Source organism: Pantoea sp. B566 (genome assembly GCF_024793925.1).
Classification (GTDB): Bacteria; Pseudomonadota; Gammaproteobacteria; order Enterobacterales; family Enterobacteriaceae; genus Pantoea; species Pantoea ananatis.
The window spans coordinates 972,224-989,925 of sequence record NZ_JANUQL010000003.1 but is presented as its reverse complement, the minus strand read 5'-3'; the positions used below and the strand labels follow the sequence as shown (position 1 = coordinate 989,925).

16 protein-coding genes are annotated in these 17,702 nt (G+C 52.7%); 11 read left to right on the top strand and 5 right to left on the bottom strand.

Annotated elements, in window-relative coordinates:
• The first annotated feature begins 189 nt into the window (after positions 1-189).
• From dacD to tmaR, 3 genes are all read left to right on the top strand, one after another.
• The gene (dacD, locus tag NYE92_RS06360) at positions 190-1,347 is read left to right on the top strand and encodes a serine-type D-Ala-D-Ala carboxypeptidase DacD (RefSeq protein WP_014605477.1); all 1,158 of its coding nucleotides are present in this window, start codon (positions 190-192) and stop codon (positions 1,345-1,347) included.
• A 213-nt stretch (positions 1,348-1,560) separates the two neighbouring features.
• Positions 1,561-2,616: an FUSC family protein gene (locus NYE92_RS06355; protein WP_024471873.1), complete on the top strand. Its 1,056-nt coding sequence runs from the start codon at positions 1,561-1,563 to the stop codon at positions 2,614-2,616.
• A gap of 160 nt (positions 2,617-2,776) precedes the next feature.
• Entirely contained in the window at positions 2,777-3,103 is a 327-nt protein-coding gene (gene tmaR, locus NYE92_RS06350; protein WP_013026330.1) for a PTS system regulator TmaR, read from the top strand.
• A 100-nt stretch (positions 3,104-3,203) separates the two neighbouring features.
• Here the strand turns inward: tmaR and NYE92_RS06345 are convergent, their stop codons facing one another.
• Positions 3,204-4,262 carry a LacI family DNA-binding transcriptional regulator gene (locus NYE92_RS06345; protein WP_014594044.1) on the bottom strand — a complete coding sequence of 353 codons (1,059 nt, stop codon included), beginning with the start codon at positions 4,260-4,262 and terminating at the stop codon, positions 3,204-3,206.
• A 92-nt stretch (positions 4,263-4,354) separates the two neighbouring features.
• Positions 4,355-5,269, bottom strand: coding sequence for a ketopantoate reductase family protein (locus tag NYE92_RS06340; protein ID WP_259018757.1), 915 nt, complete (start codon positions 5,267-5,269; stop codon positions 4,355-4,357).
• A gap of 269 nt (positions 5,270-5,538) precedes the next feature.
• Here NYE92_RS06340 and NYE92_RS06335 point away from each other — a divergent pair, with 269 nt between their 5' ends.
• The 5 genes from NYE92_RS06335 (at position 5,539) to NYE92_RS06315 (ending at position 9,427) form a co-directional block, all read left to right on the top strand.
• Positions 5,539-6,561: an LLM class flavin-dependent oxidoreductase gene (locus tag NYE92_RS06335; RefSeq protein WP_014594042.1), complete on the top strand. Its 1,023-nt coding sequence runs from the start codon at positions 5,539-5,541 to the stop codon at positions 6,559-6,561.
• Between the two features lie 480 nt (positions 6,562-7,041).
• Positions 7,042-7,524, top strand: coding sequence for a type VI secretion system tube protein Hcp (locus tag NYE92_RS06330; RefSeq protein ID WP_013026326.1), 483 nt, complete (start codon positions 7,042-7,044; stop codon positions 7,522-7,524).
• A 30-nt stretch (positions 7,525-7,554) separates the two neighbouring features.
• The gene (locus NYE92_RS06325; RefSeq protein ID WP_013026325.1) at positions 7,555-8,037 is read left to right on the top strand and encodes a type VI secretion system tube protein Hcp; all 483 of its coding nucleotides are present in this window, start codon (positions 7,555-7,557) and stop codon (positions 8,035-8,037) included.
• A gap of 35 nt (positions 8,038-8,072) precedes the next feature.
• Positions 8,073-8,903: a hypothetical protein gene (locus NYE92_RS06320; RefSeq protein WP_013026324.1), complete on the top strand. Its 831-nt coding sequence runs from the start codon at positions 8,073-8,075 to the stop codon at positions 8,901-8,903.
• A 302-nt stretch (positions 8,904-9,205) separates the two neighbouring features.
• Positions 9,206-9,427, top strand: a complete 222-nt coding sequence (locus tag NYE92_RS06315; RefSeq protein ID WP_013026323.1) for a SymE family type I addiction module toxin — start codon at positions 9,206-9,208, stop codon at positions 9,425-9,427.
• A 219-nt stretch (positions 9,428-9,646) separates the two neighbouring features.
• Here NYE92_RS06315 and aldA read toward each other — a convergent pair whose 3' ends face one another.
• Positions 9,647-11,080 (bottom strand): aldehyde dehydrogenase, encoded by a 1,434-nt coding sequence (gene aldA, locus NYE92_RS06310; protein WP_014605480.1) that lies wholly within the window; start codon positions 11,078-11,080, stop codon positions 9,647-9,649.
• Between the two features lie 830 nt (positions 11,081-11,910).
• Between aldA and rhaT the strand changes: the two genes are divergently transcribed.
• Positions 11,911-12,945 carry an L-rhamnose/proton symporter RhaT gene (gene rhaT, locus NYE92_RS06305; protein WP_014594040.1) on the top strand — a complete coding sequence of 345 codons (1,035 nt, stop codon included), beginning with the start codon at positions 11,911-11,913 and terminating at the stop codon, positions 12,943-12,945.
• Positions 12,946-12,981: 36 nt separating this feature from the next.
• Here rhaT and rhaR read toward each other — a convergent pair whose 3' ends face one another.
• The gene (gene rhaR, locus NYE92_RS06300) at positions 12,982-13,848 is read right to left on the bottom strand and encodes an HTH-type transcriptional activator RhaR (RefSeq protein ID WP_014605481.1); all 867 of its coding nucleotides are present in this window, start codon (positions 13,846-13,848) and stop codon (positions 12,982-12,984) included.
• A 14-nt stretch (positions 13,849-13,862) separates the two neighbouring features.
• A complete protein-coding gene (gene rhaS, locus NYE92_RS06295) occupies positions 13,863-14,684 on the bottom strand; it encodes an HTH-type transcriptional activator RhaS (RefSeq protein ID WP_259018754.1) in 822 nt (273 codons plus the stop codon).
• Between the two features lie 288 nt (positions 14,685-14,972).
• Between rhaS and rhaB the strand changes: the two genes are divergently transcribed.
• Complete coding sequence (gene rhaB / locus NYE92_RS06290) at positions 14,973-16,454, top strand: rhamnulokinase (RefSeq protein WP_014605483.1); 1,482 nt, start codon at positions 14,973-14,975, stop codon at positions 16,452-16,454.
• Positions 16,438-17,694 (top strand): L-rhamnose isomerase, encoded by a 1,257-nt coding sequence (locus NYE92_RS06285; RefSeq protein ID WP_014605484.1) that lies wholly within the window; start codon positions 16,438-16,440, stop codon positions 17,692-17,694. The genes rhaB and NYE92_RS06285 overlap by 17 nt, the downstream gene beginning before the upstream one ends.
• Positions 17,695-17,702 lie beyond the last annotated feature (8 nt).

Sequence of the window (17,702 nt, the reverse complement as noted above, 5' to 3'; positions counted from 1 at the left end):
CTGTCTGCAAAAAAATCAACGTTCAGGATAGTCTTCTGCGCTCGCCAGCACAACCGTACTGACCAAAGCTGCGTGGTGGCACCCGGCAGTTCATATTTTTTTTCAATTTAATTAAACCTTCTTAAGGCTTTTGCCGTAAAACGTCCGGCTGTTCCCGTCTGTTTTATTTGTGCAACTAAGGATGAAGTGTTGAAAAGGCGTCTGTTAATTACCGTAACTGTTTTTTGGGCTTCGCTGGCACAGGCCGACGATATGCCGTTTCCCGTGACGCCACCAGCGATCGATGCCGCATCATGGGTGCTAATGGATGCCACCACGGGGCAGGTGCTTACGGCGGGCAATCCCGACGAACGCCGCAATCCGGCCAGCCTGACCAAGTTAATGACGGGCTATGTCGTTGACCGCGCCATCGATCAAAAGAAAATTACGCGCGACGATATGGTCACCGTGGGGAAAGACGCCTGGGCCGCAGGCAATCCGGTCTTTAAAGGTTCATCGCTCATGTTCCTGAAACCGGGCGATAAGCTGAGCGTGCGCGACTTAAGCCGCGGTGTCATTATCGATTCGGGTAACGATGCCTGCGTGGCGCTGGCCGATTATGTCGCGGGCAGCCAGGACAACTTTGTGAAGTTGATGAATCATTACGTAGAGAAACTGGGCCTGACCAATACCCATTTCGAAACCGTCCACGGTCTGGATGCGCCAGGACAGTTCTCCAGTGCGCTGGACATGGCAAAGCTGTCTCGCGCCATCATCGACGGCGAGCCGGATTTCTATGCCATGTACCGTGAGAAAACCCTGACCTGGAATGGCATCACTCAGAACAACCGCAATGGTCTGCTGTGGGATAACAGTCTTCACGTGGATGGTCTGAAAACAGGTCATACCGAAACCGCAGGATTTAATATCATCGCCTCAAATGTGGTCGGTCAGCATCGCCTGATTGCCGTGGTGATGGGCGGTAAAAGCGCGAAAGGGCGCGAAGAGCAGGCGCGTAAACTGCTGGTCTGGGGCCAGAATACGTTCGACACGGTCCAACTGTTCCATGCGGGCAAGAAGATCGGCAGCGAACACGTGTGGTACGGCAATCCGCATCAGGTTGAGGTGGGCACGGCAAATGATGTTTACCTGTCGCTCCCGCGCAGTGAAATTCCGAACGTGAAAGCCAAATACGTGATTAACCGTAGCGATCTGGAAGCACCGCTGAAAGCCAATGAGAACATTGGTGAGATTCAGGTTATGGATAAAGACAAGCAGATTGCCAGTTATCCGCTGGTGGCGCTCAGTGCCGTTAACGAAGCCGGCATGTTTAGCCGCCTCTCCGACTATCTGAAACGTAAGTTTTAATCTCAGGCCACGCGCACCTGCCTGCCGGGCAGGTGCCGCGAGGGCTCGCATCGCAGGACCCTATTGCCACCTGAACGTTTTATTTTGCTGATTTACCGCCACAGGTTGGTGATAATGGCCCAATGTGTCACGTATTGACTAAAATATTGACGGCGCGCCAGGACTCACACGGTGCATCGCGTAGAATCACCTCTTTACCCGCGGACAGCTATCTTGCGCTCTGATAAGCCCATCTCTAATCTGGAATTCTGGTTATATCGCCATTACCGTAGCGTGCACGGCTTGCGCATCGCGGTGGCGTTTCTTTTTGCCTTTTTGTTTGTGCGGATGACCGGCATTCCCGAAGGCACCTGGCCGCTGATTACGCTGGTGGTGGTGATGGGGCCGATTTCCACGTGGGGCAATGTGTTTCCCCGCGCCATTCAGCGCATTGGCGGCACGATTGCCGGGTCAATTTCGGGATTGATTGCGCTCAAGCTGGAGATGATTTCGCTACCGGGCATGCTGGCCTGGTGCGCGCTGATTATGTTTATCAGCGGCTATCTGACCCTGGGAAAGCATCCCTATATGGCGCTGTTGATTGGCATCACGCTCTGCGTAGTGGTCGGCGCACCAATGGGGGATTTCACCGTCGCCATGTGGCGTGGCGGCGATGTGATTTTAGGCTCGCTGCTGGCGCTGATATTTACCGCTGTCTGGGCACAGCGCGCCTACATTCACTGGCGTATACAGCTTTCGGATACGCTGGGCGAGATGGCAAAAATCTATCATGCAGGGTTTTCCGCTAACCTGGTGGAAAAGCCGCGACTGAATAAGCCCTTTGGGAAGTTGCTCTCCAGCGTCATCAAAATGCGCGCGCTGCTGGAGCCGTCCAGCAAAGAAACGCGTATTCCTAAATCGGTATTTGAAGCGATTCAGACCATAAACCGTAATATGGTGTACACCATTGAGATGCAAATTAATGCCTGGTGGGCATCGCGGGAAAGCCATTTGATTATGCTGAATGCGCCGACGCTGCGCCGTACCCAGCAGATGACGGAAAACGCGCTACGAACGTTGTCGGAGATGGCGGTGAAAGGGGAAACCTATGACATCATCGCGGCCAACCATGAGTTAACGGAAATCGTCAATGAACTTAAGCAGTTGATCGCCAGCGGCAGTGACCGTCTGGAGGAAACGCCAATTTATGGCTATGTCTGGTTGAGTCTGGAGCTGGCGAAGCAGCTGGAGCGCATGACGGACTTACTGCGTCTGGCGCTGCGTAAATAATCACCTCAGACAATGACTTAATGCGAAACCCGGTTTTTTTGCGCTAAGATAAGAGCCAGTCCGAATTTAGCTGTGAGAATTGCCCTTAAGGCTGGCTAGCCGCTAAGCTGATCGTTTTGACTCTCTCCCTGCTTTAGCAGGCTTAAAGAAAGGTGCCATCATGGAAAATGCCAAGCAATCATTTCAGGACGTACTTGAGTTTGTCCGTACGTTTCGCCGCAAGAACAAACTGCAGCGTGAAATTGTCGATAATGAGAAGAAAATTCGTGACAACCAAAAGCGTGTTCTGCTGCTGGACAACCTGAGCGAATACATTAAACCCGGCATGAGCGTGGAAGCGATTCAGGAAATCATCGCCAGCATGCGTGCGGACTATGAAGATCGCGTGGATGAATACATCATCAAAAACGCCGACCTCTCGAAAGAGCGCCGTGAGCTGTCTAAAAAGCTCAAGACCATGGGCGTGGGTGAAACCAAAGCGCCGTAAGGGTGCGCGAATAACGGAAACCCTTCGCTGCTGATAACCGGCCCGCGCAACCTTCAGGTTGGGCGGGCTTTTTTTATGGCTGAGAGACGTCGGTGAAGACTTAGCGGGTCAGCTTACGTGCAATCTGCTGGAGTTGACGCGCCAGATCCGATAAGTCCAGGTTTTGGCTGGCGGGCGCTGCGGTGGTTTCTCTGATCACCAGCATCGGCTCCAGGGTACGTGACGCCACCGCTTCACCCCGCAGTTCGGCCAGCACCTGATCCACGCTATGGGTGCCGAGCTGCTGAAGATCCTGGCGAATGGTGGTCAGTGGCGGCTGGTACCAGGCGCTTTCTGCCGTGTCATCGTAGCCGACAAGAGAAATATCGCCCGGAATCGCCACGCCGTGCTGATGTAGCGCCCGCATCGCGCCCAGCGCCATCTCATCATTCGCCACTAAAAGCGCCTGGGGCAGGGCATTCGGGAGTTGCGCCAGCATCGCCTGATAGCCGGATTTGGCGCTCCAGTCGCCGCGCAGGACGCAGCAGGGAGATAACTGATGCTCTGCCAGCGCCTGACGCCAGACCGCTTCGCGCTGACGAGCCGACACTGAGCGCACCGGGCCATTCAGCAGGCCAATTTGCCGGTGCCCGAGCGCAATCAGATGTGCAACGGCGGCACGCGCCCCTTGTTCGTTTGAATACTGGCAATGAGATACGAGAGCATGGGGATCGGCATCCAGAAACAGTACCGGCTTTTTACCGCACATCACGCGGATTTTTTCCGCCTCGGCCGCCTCTAACGGCATATTGATCAGCACCGCATCCACGCGCTGGGCCATCAGTTCATTCACTGTCGCTTCCGCATTATCCTCACTGTCCATCGCGATCACCAGGTGATAACCGGCGCTGGCGGCGCGCTGCTGAATGGCCGAAGCAATCTGCGCCGGGGCCATCAGGGCCAGGTTACTGGTTGCAAGGCCTAAGGTTCGGGTCGCTTTTCCCGCCAGCTGCTGTGCGACCCGATTGGGCACATAGTTAAGCTGCTGCATCGCCGCTTCAACTTTTTCACGGGTGCGGGGGGAAACCTGCTCAGAGCGGTTAAGCACGCGAGAAACCGTTTGATAGGAAACGCCAGCCAGTTGGGCAACATCATCAAGGGTCACAGAGCGGGACGTCATTATTCCTCCAAAAGATGAGGCAGCGAGTGTAACAAAATTCCGTTACTCGCGCGTCCTGCGACGACGCGGCTGCTTTCCCATCACATCCGTGTTTAACGGTTCTGTTGATAGATTTGCAGGTTAACATTCACCGCATTCAACAGTGGCACAGTCATACTATGATGGCTGGCTCGTCGTAGCAGGTCGCCAATGATCGTATCGGCTTCAATAGCAAAACCCTGGGTCAAATCACGATACATGGAGGAGGTCATCGGCGTCGACGGATCGTTCAGCAATTCATAAATTTTTGCGGTAACGGCAGGGCGGGGCTGATAGCCCTCCGCGCAGATAACCTGAAGCACCTCGCTGTAAATGCCCTGAAGCAGCATCTCGCCACCGGCCTGGGCCAGTATCTGTTGCGTGTTCCCCCGCGCCAGACAACACACCGCGCCGAGCGTGCTTAACAGCAGCCATTTTTCCCATAACTCACCGATAATATTGTCGGAAAAAAACGTTTCCACGGCACTACCACGTAGCGCGGCATCGACCTGCTGCAGTCGGTCATCGTTGTTGCCATCCAGTGCGCCGTAATAGATCTGGTGTAAGGGCGTCAACTGCACCACATGGCCTTTATCGTTCAACGTGGCGTTGATTTTGCACAAGCCACCGATCACCCGATCGGCACCGAAGTGGGTGAGCAAGGTGTCAATATGTCGCATGCCATTCAGAATCGGCATGATCAGGGTTTGTGGCCCAACAGCCGGCTGGATGTCGTGAATCGCCTGCGCCAGGCCGGTACTTTTAACCGTTAAGATGATTAAGTCATAATGCGCGTCAAGCCTGGCGGCGGTAACCAACTGGGGTTCAAGCGTTTCATGCCCTGAGCGGGTTTGCAACACCAGGCCGGTTTGTTGTAACTGATTAAAACGGCCTTCACGGACCAGGAAGGTCACATTCTGCCCGGCCTGTATCAGCCGCGCGCCAAAATAGCCGCCGGTTGCCCCCGCACCTACAATCAAAATACGCATCCCTTCTTCCTCCATTGAACGCATCTGCCCAGATGCAGGGCAGTGATTTACGTTATGTGTTAAAACCCAATCTGCCCGCAAGCATTATTACAATCTGCACCCACACAGAATAGTGCACTGACCGCAGTCAGGTCAGCGCAAGCTATGTCAAAATTCTTGAATGTAGCGCTTAAGGATATTCACTATCCGTCACGGCGCGGCTGGCGTAACCTTATTTCATTGAGGTTTATCACGCGAAAGCATTGTTCTTTCGTCAGGAGACGTTACAGATGAAAAAGATTGGTTTTCTCTCATTCGGCCACTGGACGCCATCATCGCAGTCCGCCACGCGTTCTGCTCAGGACGTGTTGCTGCAGTCTATAGATTTAGCGGTAGCGGCAGAAGAACTCGGGGCCGATGGTGCCTATTTCCGTGTGCATCACTTCGCCCGCCAACTTAGCTCGCCGTTTCCACTGCTGGCAGCGGTCGGCGCTCGCACCAAAAAAATTGAAATAGGTACTGGCGTTATCGATATGCGCTATGAAAATCCGCTCTATATGGTGGAGGATGCCAGCGCTGCCGATCTGATTTCCAACGGTCGCCTGCAGTTGGGCCTGAGCCGCGGCTCGCCAGAGCAGGTGATTGAGGGCTGGCGGTACTTTGGTTATGCGCCGCAGGAAGGCGAGACGGATGCGGACATGGGCCGTCGCCACACAGAAGTTTTCCTGGATGCGCTGCGTGGCGAAGGTTTTGCCAAACCGAATCCACAGCCGATGTTCCCGAATCCACCGGGCCTGCTGCGTCTTGAGCCGCTGTCTGAAGGCCTGCGCGATCGCATCTGGTGGGGTTCGGGCTCCAACGCCACGTCAGTATGGGCGGCGAAGATGGGCATGAACCTGCAAAGCTCGACGCTGAAAGATGACGAAACCGGCGAGCCGTTCCACATCCAGCAGGCAAAACAGATCCGCGCCTACCGTGAAGCATGGAAAGCGGCGGGGCACTCGCGTAAGCCACGGGTATCCGTCAGTCGCAGTATTTTTGCGCTGGTGAACGATATGGATCGGGCTTACTTTGGCCGCAGTGGACAGGATCAGGATTCAGTCGGTTTTCTGGATGAGAAAACCCGTGCCATCTTTGGTCGCAGCTATGCCGCCGAGCCGGAAAAACTGATCAAACTGTTGGCAGAGGATGAGGCGATTGCTGAAGCGGATACACTGCTGCTCACTGTACCGAATCAGTTGGGCGTGGACTACAACGCACACGTCATTGAATCGATTCTGAAGTACGTGGCGCCGGAGCTGGGCTGGCGTTAAGCCTGCTTGATCTTGCCAGATTAACAACCCCACACAGTCATCGCTGCGTGGGGTTTTTACTAAAATAATAATGCCTCTTCTACTGTAATATTTCTCACATTCCCCGCCGATAATATTGCTGGCCAGTGCAGCGAGATGTTTAGTGTTATTAACCTCTGAAACTATCAGCCGCTGAAAACATCAGATTTCAGATTTATCTCAATAATACATTGTTAGTTGTAAATTAATTGACATGAAGTTGTGTTAATTTTATTAATGTATAAAGACCTTCAAGGTTAACTGTATTCTGGTTACCTGACATATTCATATTTACTGAGAAAATTCTCAGGCGTTACTATTTCTGTTAGCACGATGCAACAGCATTGATATGCTGCTGCCTGTTTCTTAATGCAAATGGCTCTAAATTCTGTCTGAACCTGCCGAATATAACGGATTGCAACACCCGTTTCATCATTATCACAGCGTAATCGGAAAAAATTAATGGCGATTGATATTTATTTGAAAGTTGAAGGGACTACTGGAGAATCACAGGACAGCAATCATAAAGGATGGACCGACGTGCTCTCATTTAACTGGGGGGCTTCGCAACCCGGTAATATGGCGGTAGGTGGCGGTGGCGGCTCAGGAAAAGTGAATTTCAACGATCTGCGTGTTAAAGCGTTAATCGACAAATCCACTGCTGCCATTCTTAAATACTGCTCCAGCGGAAAGCATGTTTCAAAGGTAGAACTGTCGGTTTGCAAAGCCGGTGGCAACCAAATTGAGTACACGAAGATTGTGCTGGAAGATGTACTGGTTACGGCAACGGATTTTAACGGAGTAGGGCAAGGTGACACCATTGTGGTGGACTACGCCTTTCAGGCATCCAAAGTGTCTACCAGCTACTGGGAACAAAGTGCCAGCGGTACCAAAGGGGCGGAAAGCAAAGCTGGTTGGGATATTAAACAAAATAAAGAGAGCTGAGTTAATCCGCCCTTAAAATAAAGGTGAAAAATGGCTATTGATATCTTTTTGAAAATAGATGGAATTGAAGGTGAGTCGCAAAATGCAAACCATAAAAAATGGATAGATGTTCTGTCATTTAACTGGGGCGCGCAGCAACCAGGTAATATGTCCGTTGGCGGTGGTGGCGGTGCGGGAAAAGTGAATTATCGCGATTTAAGCGTTGAGGCATTGATCGATAAGGCCACACCGGCGTTAGTGAAATATTGTGCAAGTGGTAAACATCTGCCAAAAATTCAGCTGTCTGTTTGCAAGGCAGGCGGGCAGGAAGTGGAATATACTCGCATCACGCTTGAAGATGTGCTGGTTACGCAGACTGACTTTACCGGCATTGGTCACGCGTCCACGCTGGGTATGCAGTATTCCTTTCAAGCCAGCAAGGTTGCGCTGGAATACTGGGAACAGGCTTCTCAGGGAACGAAAGCCGCTTCTGTGCAGATGGGTTGGGATATCAAGCAAAATAAAGAAAGCTAATCAAAGGAACTGTTACATCTTAAAAAGAGGTTATTATGGCATTTCCAGGCATACATGTGATTGAGGGACTCACGACGAATCCCAGTTTAAATTCTGATACTTCAGGCAGCTTTTTACCCTCTGAAATTCTCAAAGAATCATTGATTCTGATGAGTTCGCTTGAGCCGATGGAAATTGCCAGTCTTTCTAAAAGAGAAACCAGTGTTATTGCCAGTGCGTTGAACGATTATAAAAATAACAGTAACAGTCGTTTTAAAAATCCTCCCACAGAGCAGGCTACAGGGCGGCGGCCGAATGGTGAGATAAAGCATATTAACAATCGCATACTCGGCATTCCTGTACAGCATTATAATACCACTTCAATGGGAGCCGTTGCGTTAAGTTCAGCCACCTTATTGGCAATCTTTTGGACCTCAACTGCAGGTTTATTTAGCATCGTTGGACGAAGTATCGTCCCTGCTGTGGCGAGTCTTGGCGGAATTGGTTTATCGTACCATTCAAATAACCGCACCCTGTCAATTAATCAATTAGCTGCGCATTTGAAAAATCTGGCAGACAATTTTAACAGCGCGCATGATGCGCTCGTTGCTTTTTCTCAGAAGGCAAAGTTGAAAAAACATAATTTTAAACCCTCCAAAGACACAGAGCCGACTTTTGCAGGGGAGGTCATATCTAAAAACCCTATTCCAGCAGCACACCGTGAAAGAATGTCGTATATTTTAAATCAATTTACTTTTACAGAGTATCAGCGCGTCGAGCTCATTGGTGATAGTGCGAATTTTGTGAAGCTGTTTTTTAATCAGAATGAGCAATTGACTTTAACAAAGATTGAATATGGCTACCTGACTGCGATGGATATTCCCTAATTCCGCGCCCGTCAATCTAAACCTCCAGATGGTGCATTTTAACGCTTCGGCAACCCGGATGAATGATCCTTGATAAAAGGGGCATAAGTCAAATTGTGCGAGCCGGGTTCCAGCACCTGGCTTGTTATCATCTACTTTAGGCGCTATGTTTTATCTGCTTTGTAAAAGCAGATAACGGGACGCTAAAAACGCTACTGGCCAGACAGCCAGCATAAATTTTTAACAGATATGCTTTTAATTTTTTACAGCCATGGCTGGCGCATTGTGTAAATACACCATCATCAAATAAGGGAGATTATTCAATGTCTGTTACCACGCTTAATCTTGTTCAGAAACCGTCTTCCGCGATTTCAAAAACTCAGCGCCGGTACAAAGTCGGCTACGTACCTAATTTTGGCGACACCAGCACGCCTGCGCTGAATATCAGCGGCAAATGGTTGCGTGAAGCCGGATTTGATACCGGCACGCGGGTCTCGGCAGAAATTAGCGAAGGATGCATTGTGCTGCGGGTCGATAAGTCATAAAACGGAAAGGTGTGATTGATTGCTCACTTCTCAAAGGCAGCGTTGCGGGTTGCCCCTTGAATTCAGGTCAGGTGAGCATAAAACCGCCTGGCCTACTTTATTGGCAGAACAAGCAGATAACGCGGTTTCCTTCACCGCGTGAATTCAGTTGCCAATAAGGAAATGCCATCCGTTTAACCTCCTCAGGGTGCGACCCGGCAGGGCCGCAAACCGCCGTCGTTAACACTGCAAATACACAACATGCGTTTGCAGATATTCCTCGAGCCCATGACGACCATCAGCACCGCCGATGCCAGATTTACGCCAGCCGGCATGGAATCCCTGCATGGCTTCAAAATTCTCACGGTTAACGTAGGTTTCACCAAACTTCAGCTGACGCAGGGCGGTCATTGTGGTGGTCAGGTTCTGAGTGTAGATTGAGGAAGTCAGGCCGTACTCACAGTCATTGGCCAGTGCGATAGCTTCTTCGAGCGTTTTAAAGGTCATTACAGGAAGCACCGGGCCAAAAATTTCCTCACGCATAATCTCCATCTCTTGGCGCACGCCGGTAATAATCGTGGGCTCGAAGTAAAAGCCCTCGCGACCCGCCCGTTTACCGCCCAACACAACCCTGCCGCCTTCTTCTACTGCCCTGGCAACTTTTTGCTCAACCCGCGCCAGCGCGGCGGCGGTGATCAGCGGCCCCATATCGATATCGTTTTTTTCAGCCGGATTGCCAAACGTCACGTGTTGCATCGCCTCTGTCAGTGCGCTGATAAAGCGGTCATAAATCCCTTCCTGCACATAAACCCGCTCTGCGCAGTTGCAGACCTGACCCGTATTAATGACGCGTGAGCTGACAATCGCCTTCACAGCCAGATCGAGGTCGGCGTCATCCATCACAATGGCCGGCGCTTTACCCCCCAGCTCCAGAGAGACTTTGGTAACGTTTTTTGCTGCCGCTTCCATGGCGGCAATCCCGGCATTAACGCTGCCCGTCAGGCTTACCAACCCCACTTTTTCGTTGCCAGCCAGCTCCTGACCGATCTCAGGGCCGTAGCCGTAAACAACATTGAACACACCTTTTGGCAGGCCGATATCCGCAACGATCTGTGCAAACAGGGCCGCGTTATTGGGCGTCAACTCACTCGGTTTTATCGCAATCGTATTGCCGGTAATCAGTGCCGGCGCCGCTTTACGCGCAATCAAAAAAAACGGGAAGTTCCACGGTAAGATGCCGGTAGTAACGCCAATCGCTTTTTTAAAGACGAAAATATTTTCATTAGGACGATCGCTGTTCACAATCTCACCTTCGTAGCGTCGCGCCCATTCGGACATGTAGTCCAGGTAATCAGCGGTAAACAGCACTTCGGTTTTTGCCAGCCCCTGGGTTTTACCGCCTTCTGCCACGATAGTGGCGCTGAGTTCGGGTTCACGCTGACGAATGGCTGTGGCAATTTTACGCAGCCAGCTGCCGCGCTCCACGGCCGGTAAGGCTTCCCAGCCCGGCTGCGCGGCATCGGCAGCGGCGATAGCGTCTGCGGCGTCCTGACGCGTGCCTTGAGGAATGCGTGACAGTAGCGCTTCGGTAGCAGGATTAATCACTTCAATCCACTTATCGCTGTGATTAGGCACAAAAACACCATTAATGAAATGTTGATGATGTGTTGTCATATGCAGGGCTCCGCTTTTAACTCGTTAACGTTATGTGAAAACAGAGTGAAACAGATTACGACGATACACCTTTTTATCTTTGCCAAAGCCACACTGCAGATGGCAGGGAAGGGAAGAAAGACACGACGAAGCCAGCATTTCCACGGCGTGTTTTGTTATCTGAGCGGTCAGCGTCTTATAAAAAGGGTCGACGGGCTGAAACCCTGTATTCGCCAGCAAATGCCGGAACGCCTGGGATGGCGATAAGCCCGTGCCTGCCCGCGCAGTCAATGACGAAGCGGTAGGCTTTTGACGGGAGGCATCCCCGGCCAATTGTCCTTTCGGTTTGCCCTGCCACGCAAACGTCTCATTGCGTGACTGCAGTTAATAACATGCGCAGCGACTACTGCGCTGAATCGTAGAGTGCTTATCCAACATCATGCGATCTCCCGCTGATCACAGTATCCCCACTAGCCTTGAGTCATATCACAAACCTTTTCTGCCGACCGTTTTCCCTCTTCGTCCGCCAAACCATCTTTGCAGCGAACCCGCAGCTCAACTTTATGTCATTGCCACGTTAATAAGCGTGCTGGCAGTAAGATTAAAACTGTGCCGATCAACACAACAAACAACAAAAATATCTCGAATAATAAGCGGGTTAGGTAAAACGTCCGGTTACTGTCCTTAAATGTGAATTTGTGATCTTTATGTTGAACATTCACCGGATTTTGCCAGCGACCTGTGTTTTCCGGCAGCCATTCAAAGGCTGAGTGAAAGCAGCTCCCACTAGACTGCTGCTTATCAGGAAACGTCGGTTTCCTGTTTGGCCTCAACCTTGCGAAGGAATAACAATGAACAGTGCCATTATTGCCGGTATTTTCTGGCATCTGGTGGGTGCCGCCAGTGCCGCATGTTTTTATGCGCCGTTTAAACAGGTCAAAAAATGGTCATGGGAAACCATGTGGGCAGTAGGTGGCTTGATGTCGTGGCTGATTTTGCCATGGGCAGTCAGTGCCGTGCTGCTGCCGAATTTCTGGGCGTACTACAGTAGTTTCAGTCTGTCACAGCTGCTACCTGTGTTTTTGTTTGGTGCAATGTGGGGCATCGGCAATATTAACTACGGCCTGACCATGCGCTATCTCGGCATGTCGTTAGGCATCGGTATTGCTATCGGCATTACGTTAGTCGTCGGGACACTCATGACGCCGTTGCTGCAGGGCCGTTTTGTCGCACTCTTTAGCTCGGCTGGTGGCCGTATGACGCTGCTTGGCGTTCTGGTCGCGCTGATTGGCGTGGCAATTGTATCGCGAGCCGGTTTGCTGAAAGAGCGCGCGCTGGGCATTAACGCCGAAGAATTCAATCTGAAGAAAGGGCTGATACTGGCGGTTATCTGCGGTATTTTCTCGGCCGGCATGTCCTTCGCTATGGATGCCGCAAAGCCGATGCATGTTGCGGCAGCTAATCTGGGTATTAATCCGCTGTACGTGGCGCTACCCAGCTATGTGGTGATTATGGGCGGTGGTGCGCTGATTAACCTGGCGTACTGCTTTATCCGCCTGGCGGTTAAGCCGGAGCTCTCCCTACGCCGGGACTTCTCCGTGGCAAAACCGCTGTTAATTGCCAATATCGCTTTCGCTATTCTTGGCGGCACCATGTGGTATCTGCAGTTCTTTTTCTATGCATGGGGCCATGCCAAAATTCCACCGCAATATGACTTTGTCAGTTGGATGCTGCACATGAGTCTGTATGTGCTGTGTGGTGGTCTGGTCGGACTGATGCTGAAAGAGTGGAAATCTGTCGGGCGTCGTCCGGTTAGCGTCCTGTCGATTGGCTGCATAGTCATTATCATCGCTGCCAATATTGTCGGGCTTGGCATGGCTGCCTGACTCCGCAGAGATAAAAGCCTGATGCGTTAACGCGTATCAGGCTTTTGCGTTATCAGTTAGCGTGGCGCATTGCGGTACAAAACGTTGCCGCCAGGCACTGGGCGTCATGCCGGTTTCACGAGTAAACACCACCGAAAAATAGTTACTGTCATCAAAGCCGCAGCGTGAAGCAATCTCGCTGATTAAACTTTCCTGGGTGCGCAGTAAGTATTTTGCCTGACAGAGTTGAAGCTGACGCAAATAGTGGCCAATTGTCATGCCGGTTTGCTGGCGAAACAGCTGTTTAAGCGCTCGCTCGCTGAGTTGGTGCTGCTCGCAAAAGTGGGCGAGGTCAAACGGACGGCTGATATCGGCCAGCAGCGACGACATCAGCAGATCAAGCTGTTCGCCTTCCGGTAGCGCCCAGGAACGATCGGCCGCGTAACCGTGGCGGCGCAGAATCAGCGCCAGCTGTAAAAACAAGGCTTCAGAAAGCTGAATGGACAAGGGATCGTTTTTGCGGCTTTCCCGCTCCAGTTGGCTGATGACGCCACGCGCCAGCGCCATACCGTGGGTGGTTAATCGCCAACCGGACTGAGCATTCTCTTCCTGAGGCGGTATAAGCTGGCTCCAGTCAAGATCGAGCCGAAAGCGATCGCGGCAATAAAGAATGTTGTCGAGCGCCAGGTCATGGACGCTGTCATAGCTATGGCAGTCGCTGTCGCGAATATAAAACACATCGCCGCAGGTAATCAGCCAGGGGCGATCGTTGAGGATGTGCAGCCCGTTGCCGCGCCAGACAATTACAATCTCGCTAAACCTGTGTTGATGAGGCGGGAAAGAGGGTTGTGGCATACGTTCGGCCACTGCAATGGGCAGGTTTCTGGCAGGAAAGTAGTCCTCGCGCGACAGAATTAGCGACATATTAAAAGCTCCAGTTACCACATCTGTTGACGCTCCATGCGGGGCGCGTAGCCAAATTCACGCCGGAACAGCGTGGAGAAGTGGTTGCTGTCACCAAACCCACACTGATAGGCGATGTCCGTTATACGCATATCGCTGTGGCGAAGCAGATGACGCGCCTGCAATAACCGCAGCCGATTCAAATAACGCTGTGGCGTACTGCCTGTCTGCTGCTTCATCTGGCGGTGCAGCGTACGCAGCGACAGTGAAAAGCTGTCGGCCAGCGCCTCCCATACGATCTCTTCACTGTAATGCTCATTCAGCCAGTCAAGCAATCGGTGCAGTCTGGCTTCCTGGTCCTGCGCGTTGTCATTGCGAGCGGCCTCACGTAGCAACACCAGCATTTGCAGAAAGAGTTGCTCCTGATGTGCCTGACGTTCCAGTGACCACAGAGGTTGCTGCTTCATCTGTGTCACCAACTGCAAAGCATGACCCATCACTTTTTGATTAATGCGCCAGTGCGACGCGTACCGTCCGTCCTCTTCACGCGGCAATAGTGCCTGCAGCCCGGAAAGAAAGCGGAACGCCCCCGGGCTTCGGTACAGCACATTGGTCAGGCACAGGTTGTCGGTTTTTTCATACAGATGGCGATCGTGGTCGCGTATAAAGCACACGCAACCGGCACTCAACGCCTGCGGCTGACCATTAAACACATGAATACCGGACCCCTGTTCAACCAGCACAATTTCATGGAAATCATGGTGATGCTCTGGAAAAGCCTGCTGTGGCACGCGTGGCTCGATGGCAATGGCGTAATTTCCGGCGGGAAAGAAATCCGCGCTATGCAGAACGGTCATGGCTTGCTCTCCGTTAACAATGTTGCAACTGAGTCTACGCAGGCGCTGCGGACATCACCTTGAATTTTGAACGGGGCGGCGCAAGAAAATGGCGAATTATTTAAGATCGCCTAAGTGATTGATAGAAATGCGGCAAAGCTCACAACTCTATCGTCACGCGGTTCTGTGAGCTGTCTCACGAACACCTTTGCAAACCTGCCAGCGAAGATCCTCTGCTGGCACTGCGCCTAAGGTGGCAGGCCTGCAGGCTTTTTATTCTGTAGCCATGTCATTTCAGGAAAACATGCCATGAATATGCGTAACATCGTTGCCATTGATTTAGGCGCATCCAGCGGGCGCGTCATGCTTGCGCAGTGGACGTCGGACAGCCAGAAAATCGCCCTGCGTGAAGTCCGTCGTTTCGCGAATCAGCGGGTTCAGCGCGGCGGCTATGACTGCTGGGATCTGGATCGTCTGGAGCAGGACATTCGCGCCGGACTGCAGCAACTGGATGATGAAGGCATCGTGCCGGACAGCATGGGTATTGATACCTGGGGCGTTGATTTGGTACTGCTGGATGCAGACGGACATCGCGTTGGCGAAGCCGTGAGCTACCGTGACAAACGCACCGAGGGCCTGATGGCCCAGGCGATTGACGATCTCGGCCAGCAGGCGATATACCAGCGCACCGGCATTCAGTTTCTGCCATTTAACACTTTATATCAGCTGCGCGCGCTACATCTGCAGCAGCCGGACTGGCAGTCGCAGGTGAAACATGCGCTGATGATTCCGGACTATCTACACTATCGTCTCACCGGCGAAATGAACTGGGAATACACCAACGCCACCACCACGCAGTTACTGAATATTCAAAGTGGTGAGTGGGATCGTGACTTGCTGGACTGGGCTGGCGTCGACTCCGCCTGGTTCGGCACACCGCATGCACCGGGCAATAACGTGGGTTACTGGGCCAGCGCCAGCGGCAAGCGGATCCCGGTGATTGCCGTAGCCACGCACGATACGGCCAGCGCGGTGCTGGCCACGCCACTGATGCACGACGATGCAGCCTATCTCAGTTCAGGTACCTGGTCGTTAATGGGGATTGAAAGTCTCCAACCCTATGTGAATGCGACTGCTTTACAGGCCAACATAACCAATGAAGGCGGCGCGGAAGGTTACCGGGTGCTGAAAAACATTATGGGGCTGTGGCTTTTACAGCGCGTCTGTAGCGAACTGAACATCCGCGACTTGCCCCTGCTTATTGCGGATGCCGCAAAACAGCCAGCCTGCCGCTCGCTCATAGATCCTAACCACCCTCGCTTTATTAACCCAGACAACATGGTGCAGGCAATCCAACATGCCTGTGCTGAACAGGCGATGCCGATACCGCACACTGCGGCCGAACTGGCACGCACCCTCTTTGACAGTCTGGCGCTCTTATATCGTCAGACAATCCTGGAACTCGGCCAGCTACGCGGCACACCGCTACGGCAGCTGCATATCGTGGGCGGCGGCAGCCAGAATCCTTTACTCAACCAGCTGTGTGCCGATGCCTGTCAACTGCCGGTGATTGCCGGTCCGGTAGAAGCCTCCACGCTGGGAAATGTGGGTTGCCAGCTCATCGCGCTAGGTGAACTGCGTGACGTCGCGGATTTGCGCCGCTGCATCAGCCGTAATTTCCCGTCAGACATCTTTGAACCGCTCGACAACAGCGCGTTTGCGGCCCATCAGGCGCGCTTCACCGCGCTGCTCCAACCTGCTAAGGAACTTGCATATGACAAAGCTGATTGAACAGGCCTTTGACCTGGCGAAACAACGTTATGCTGAGAATGGCGTTGATGTGGACCTTGTGATGGCGCAACTGGATGAGATCCCGGTCTCGATGCACTGTTGGCAGGGTGATGACGTGCGCGGTTTTGAAAATCCCAACGGGCAACTCACCGGCGGTATTCAGGCCACCGGCAACTATCCGGGACGGGCACGCAACGCCGACGAATTGCGCGCCGACATTGAAAAAGCCATATCGCTGATTCCGGGCGCCTTACGTCTGAATCTGCACGCGATCTATCTTGAGAGCAGCCAACCCGTTGAGCGCGATGCCATCGAGCCGAAACACTTCAGCAACTGGGTAGCGTGGGCAAAAAGCAACAGGCTGGGGCTGGATTTCAATCCCACCTGCTTTTCACATGAAAAGAGTGCCGATGGCTTTACGCTGTCGCACGCCGATTCAGGTATTCGCCAGTTTTGGATCGACCACTGTAAAGCCAGTCGCCATATTTCGGCTTACTTTGGTGAACAGCTCGGTACGCCTTCCGTGATGAACATTTGGGTGCCGGACGGCATGAAAGATCTCACCATCGACCGCTTTGCGCCGCGCCAGCGCCTTGCCAGCGCGCTTGACGCGATCATCAATGAGCAACTCAACCCGCAACACCATATTGATGCTGTCGAAAGCAAACTATTCGGGATTGGTGCGGAAAGCTACACCGTGGGTTCCAACGAATTCTGCCTTGGCTACGCCAGCAGCCGGCAGATTGCGCTGACGCTGGACGCCGGGCATTTCCACCCGACTGAAGTGATCTCCGACAAAATCTCTACCGCGATGCTGTACGTGCCGCGCCTGCTGCTGCATGTGAGCCGTCCGGTACGTTGGGACAGCGATCATGTAGTGCTGCTCGATGATGAAACTCAGGCGATTGCCCATGAGATCGCCCGCCAGAAACTCTTCGATAAGGTGCATATCGGTCTCGACTTTTTTGATGCCTCAATCAACCGCATTGCCGCCTGGGTCGTTGGTACGCGTAACGCCAAAAAAGCGTTGCTGCGGGCGCTGCTGGAGCCCAGCGATCGGCTGCGTAGGCTGGAGAGTGAAGGGGATTTCACCACACGGTTGGCCCTGCTGGAAGAGCAAAAGTCGCTGCCGTGGCAGGCGGTGTGGGAAGCATGGTGCCTGCGTCATGACGTTCCTGCCGATGCCAGCTGGCTGAGCGACGTCCGTCATTACGAACAACATACTTTGCGTCAACGCTAAGGGATAAA

Coding starts and splice junctions, on each gene's coding strand:
- NYE92_RS06335 (WP_014594042.1), top strand. CDS start 5,539: ATGAAAAAGATTGGTTTTCTCTCATTCGGCCACTGGACGCCATCATCG.
- rhaB (WP_014605483.1), top strand. CDS start 14,973: ATGAATATGCGTAACATCGTTGCCATTGATTTAGGCGCATCCAGCGGG.
- rhaR (WP_014605481.1), bottom strand. CDS start 13,848: ATGTCGCTAATTCTGTCGCGCGAGGACTACTTTCCTGCCAGAAACCTG.
- NYE92_RS06330 (WP_013026326.1), top strand. CDS start 7,042: ATGGCGATTGATATTTATTTGAAAGTTGAAGGGACTACTGGAGAATCA.
- tmaR (WP_013026330.1), top strand. CDS start 2,777: ATGGAAAATGCCAAGCAATCATTTCAGGACGTACTTGAGTTTGTCCGT.
- rhaT (WP_014594040.1), top strand. CDS start 11,911: ATGAACAGTGCCATTATTGCCGGTATTTTCTGGCATCTGGTGGGTGCC.
- NYE92_RS06315 (WP_013026323.1), top strand. CDS start 9,206: ATGTCTGTTACCACGCTTAATCTTGTTCAGAAACCGTCTTCCGCGATT.
- NYE92_RS06325 (WP_013026325.1), top strand. CDS start 7,555: ATGGCTATTGATATCTTTTTGAAAATAGATGGAATTGAAGGTGAGTCG.
- NYE92_RS06320 (WP_013026324.1), top strand. CDS start 8,073: ATGGCATTTCCAGGCATACATGTGATTGAGGGACTCACGACGAATCCC.
- NYE92_RS06340 (WP_259018757.1), bottom strand. CDS start 5,269: ATGCGTATTTTGATTGTAGGTGCGGGGGCAACCGGCGGCTATTTTGGC.
- rhaS (WP_259018754.1), bottom strand. CDS start 14,684: ATGACCGTTCTGCATAGCGCGGATTTCTTTCCCGCCGGAAATTACGCC.
- NYE92_RS06285 (WP_014605484.1), top strand. CDS start 16,438: ATGACAAAGCTGATTGAACAGGCCTTTGACCTGGCGAAACAACGTTAT.
- aldA (WP_014605480.1), bottom strand. CDS start 11,080: ATGACAACACATCATCAACATTTCATTAATGGTGTTTTTGTGCCTAAT.
- NYE92_RS06345 (WP_014594044.1), bottom strand. CDS start 4,262: ATGACGTCCCGCTCTGTGACCCTTGATGATGTTGCCCAACTGGCTGGC.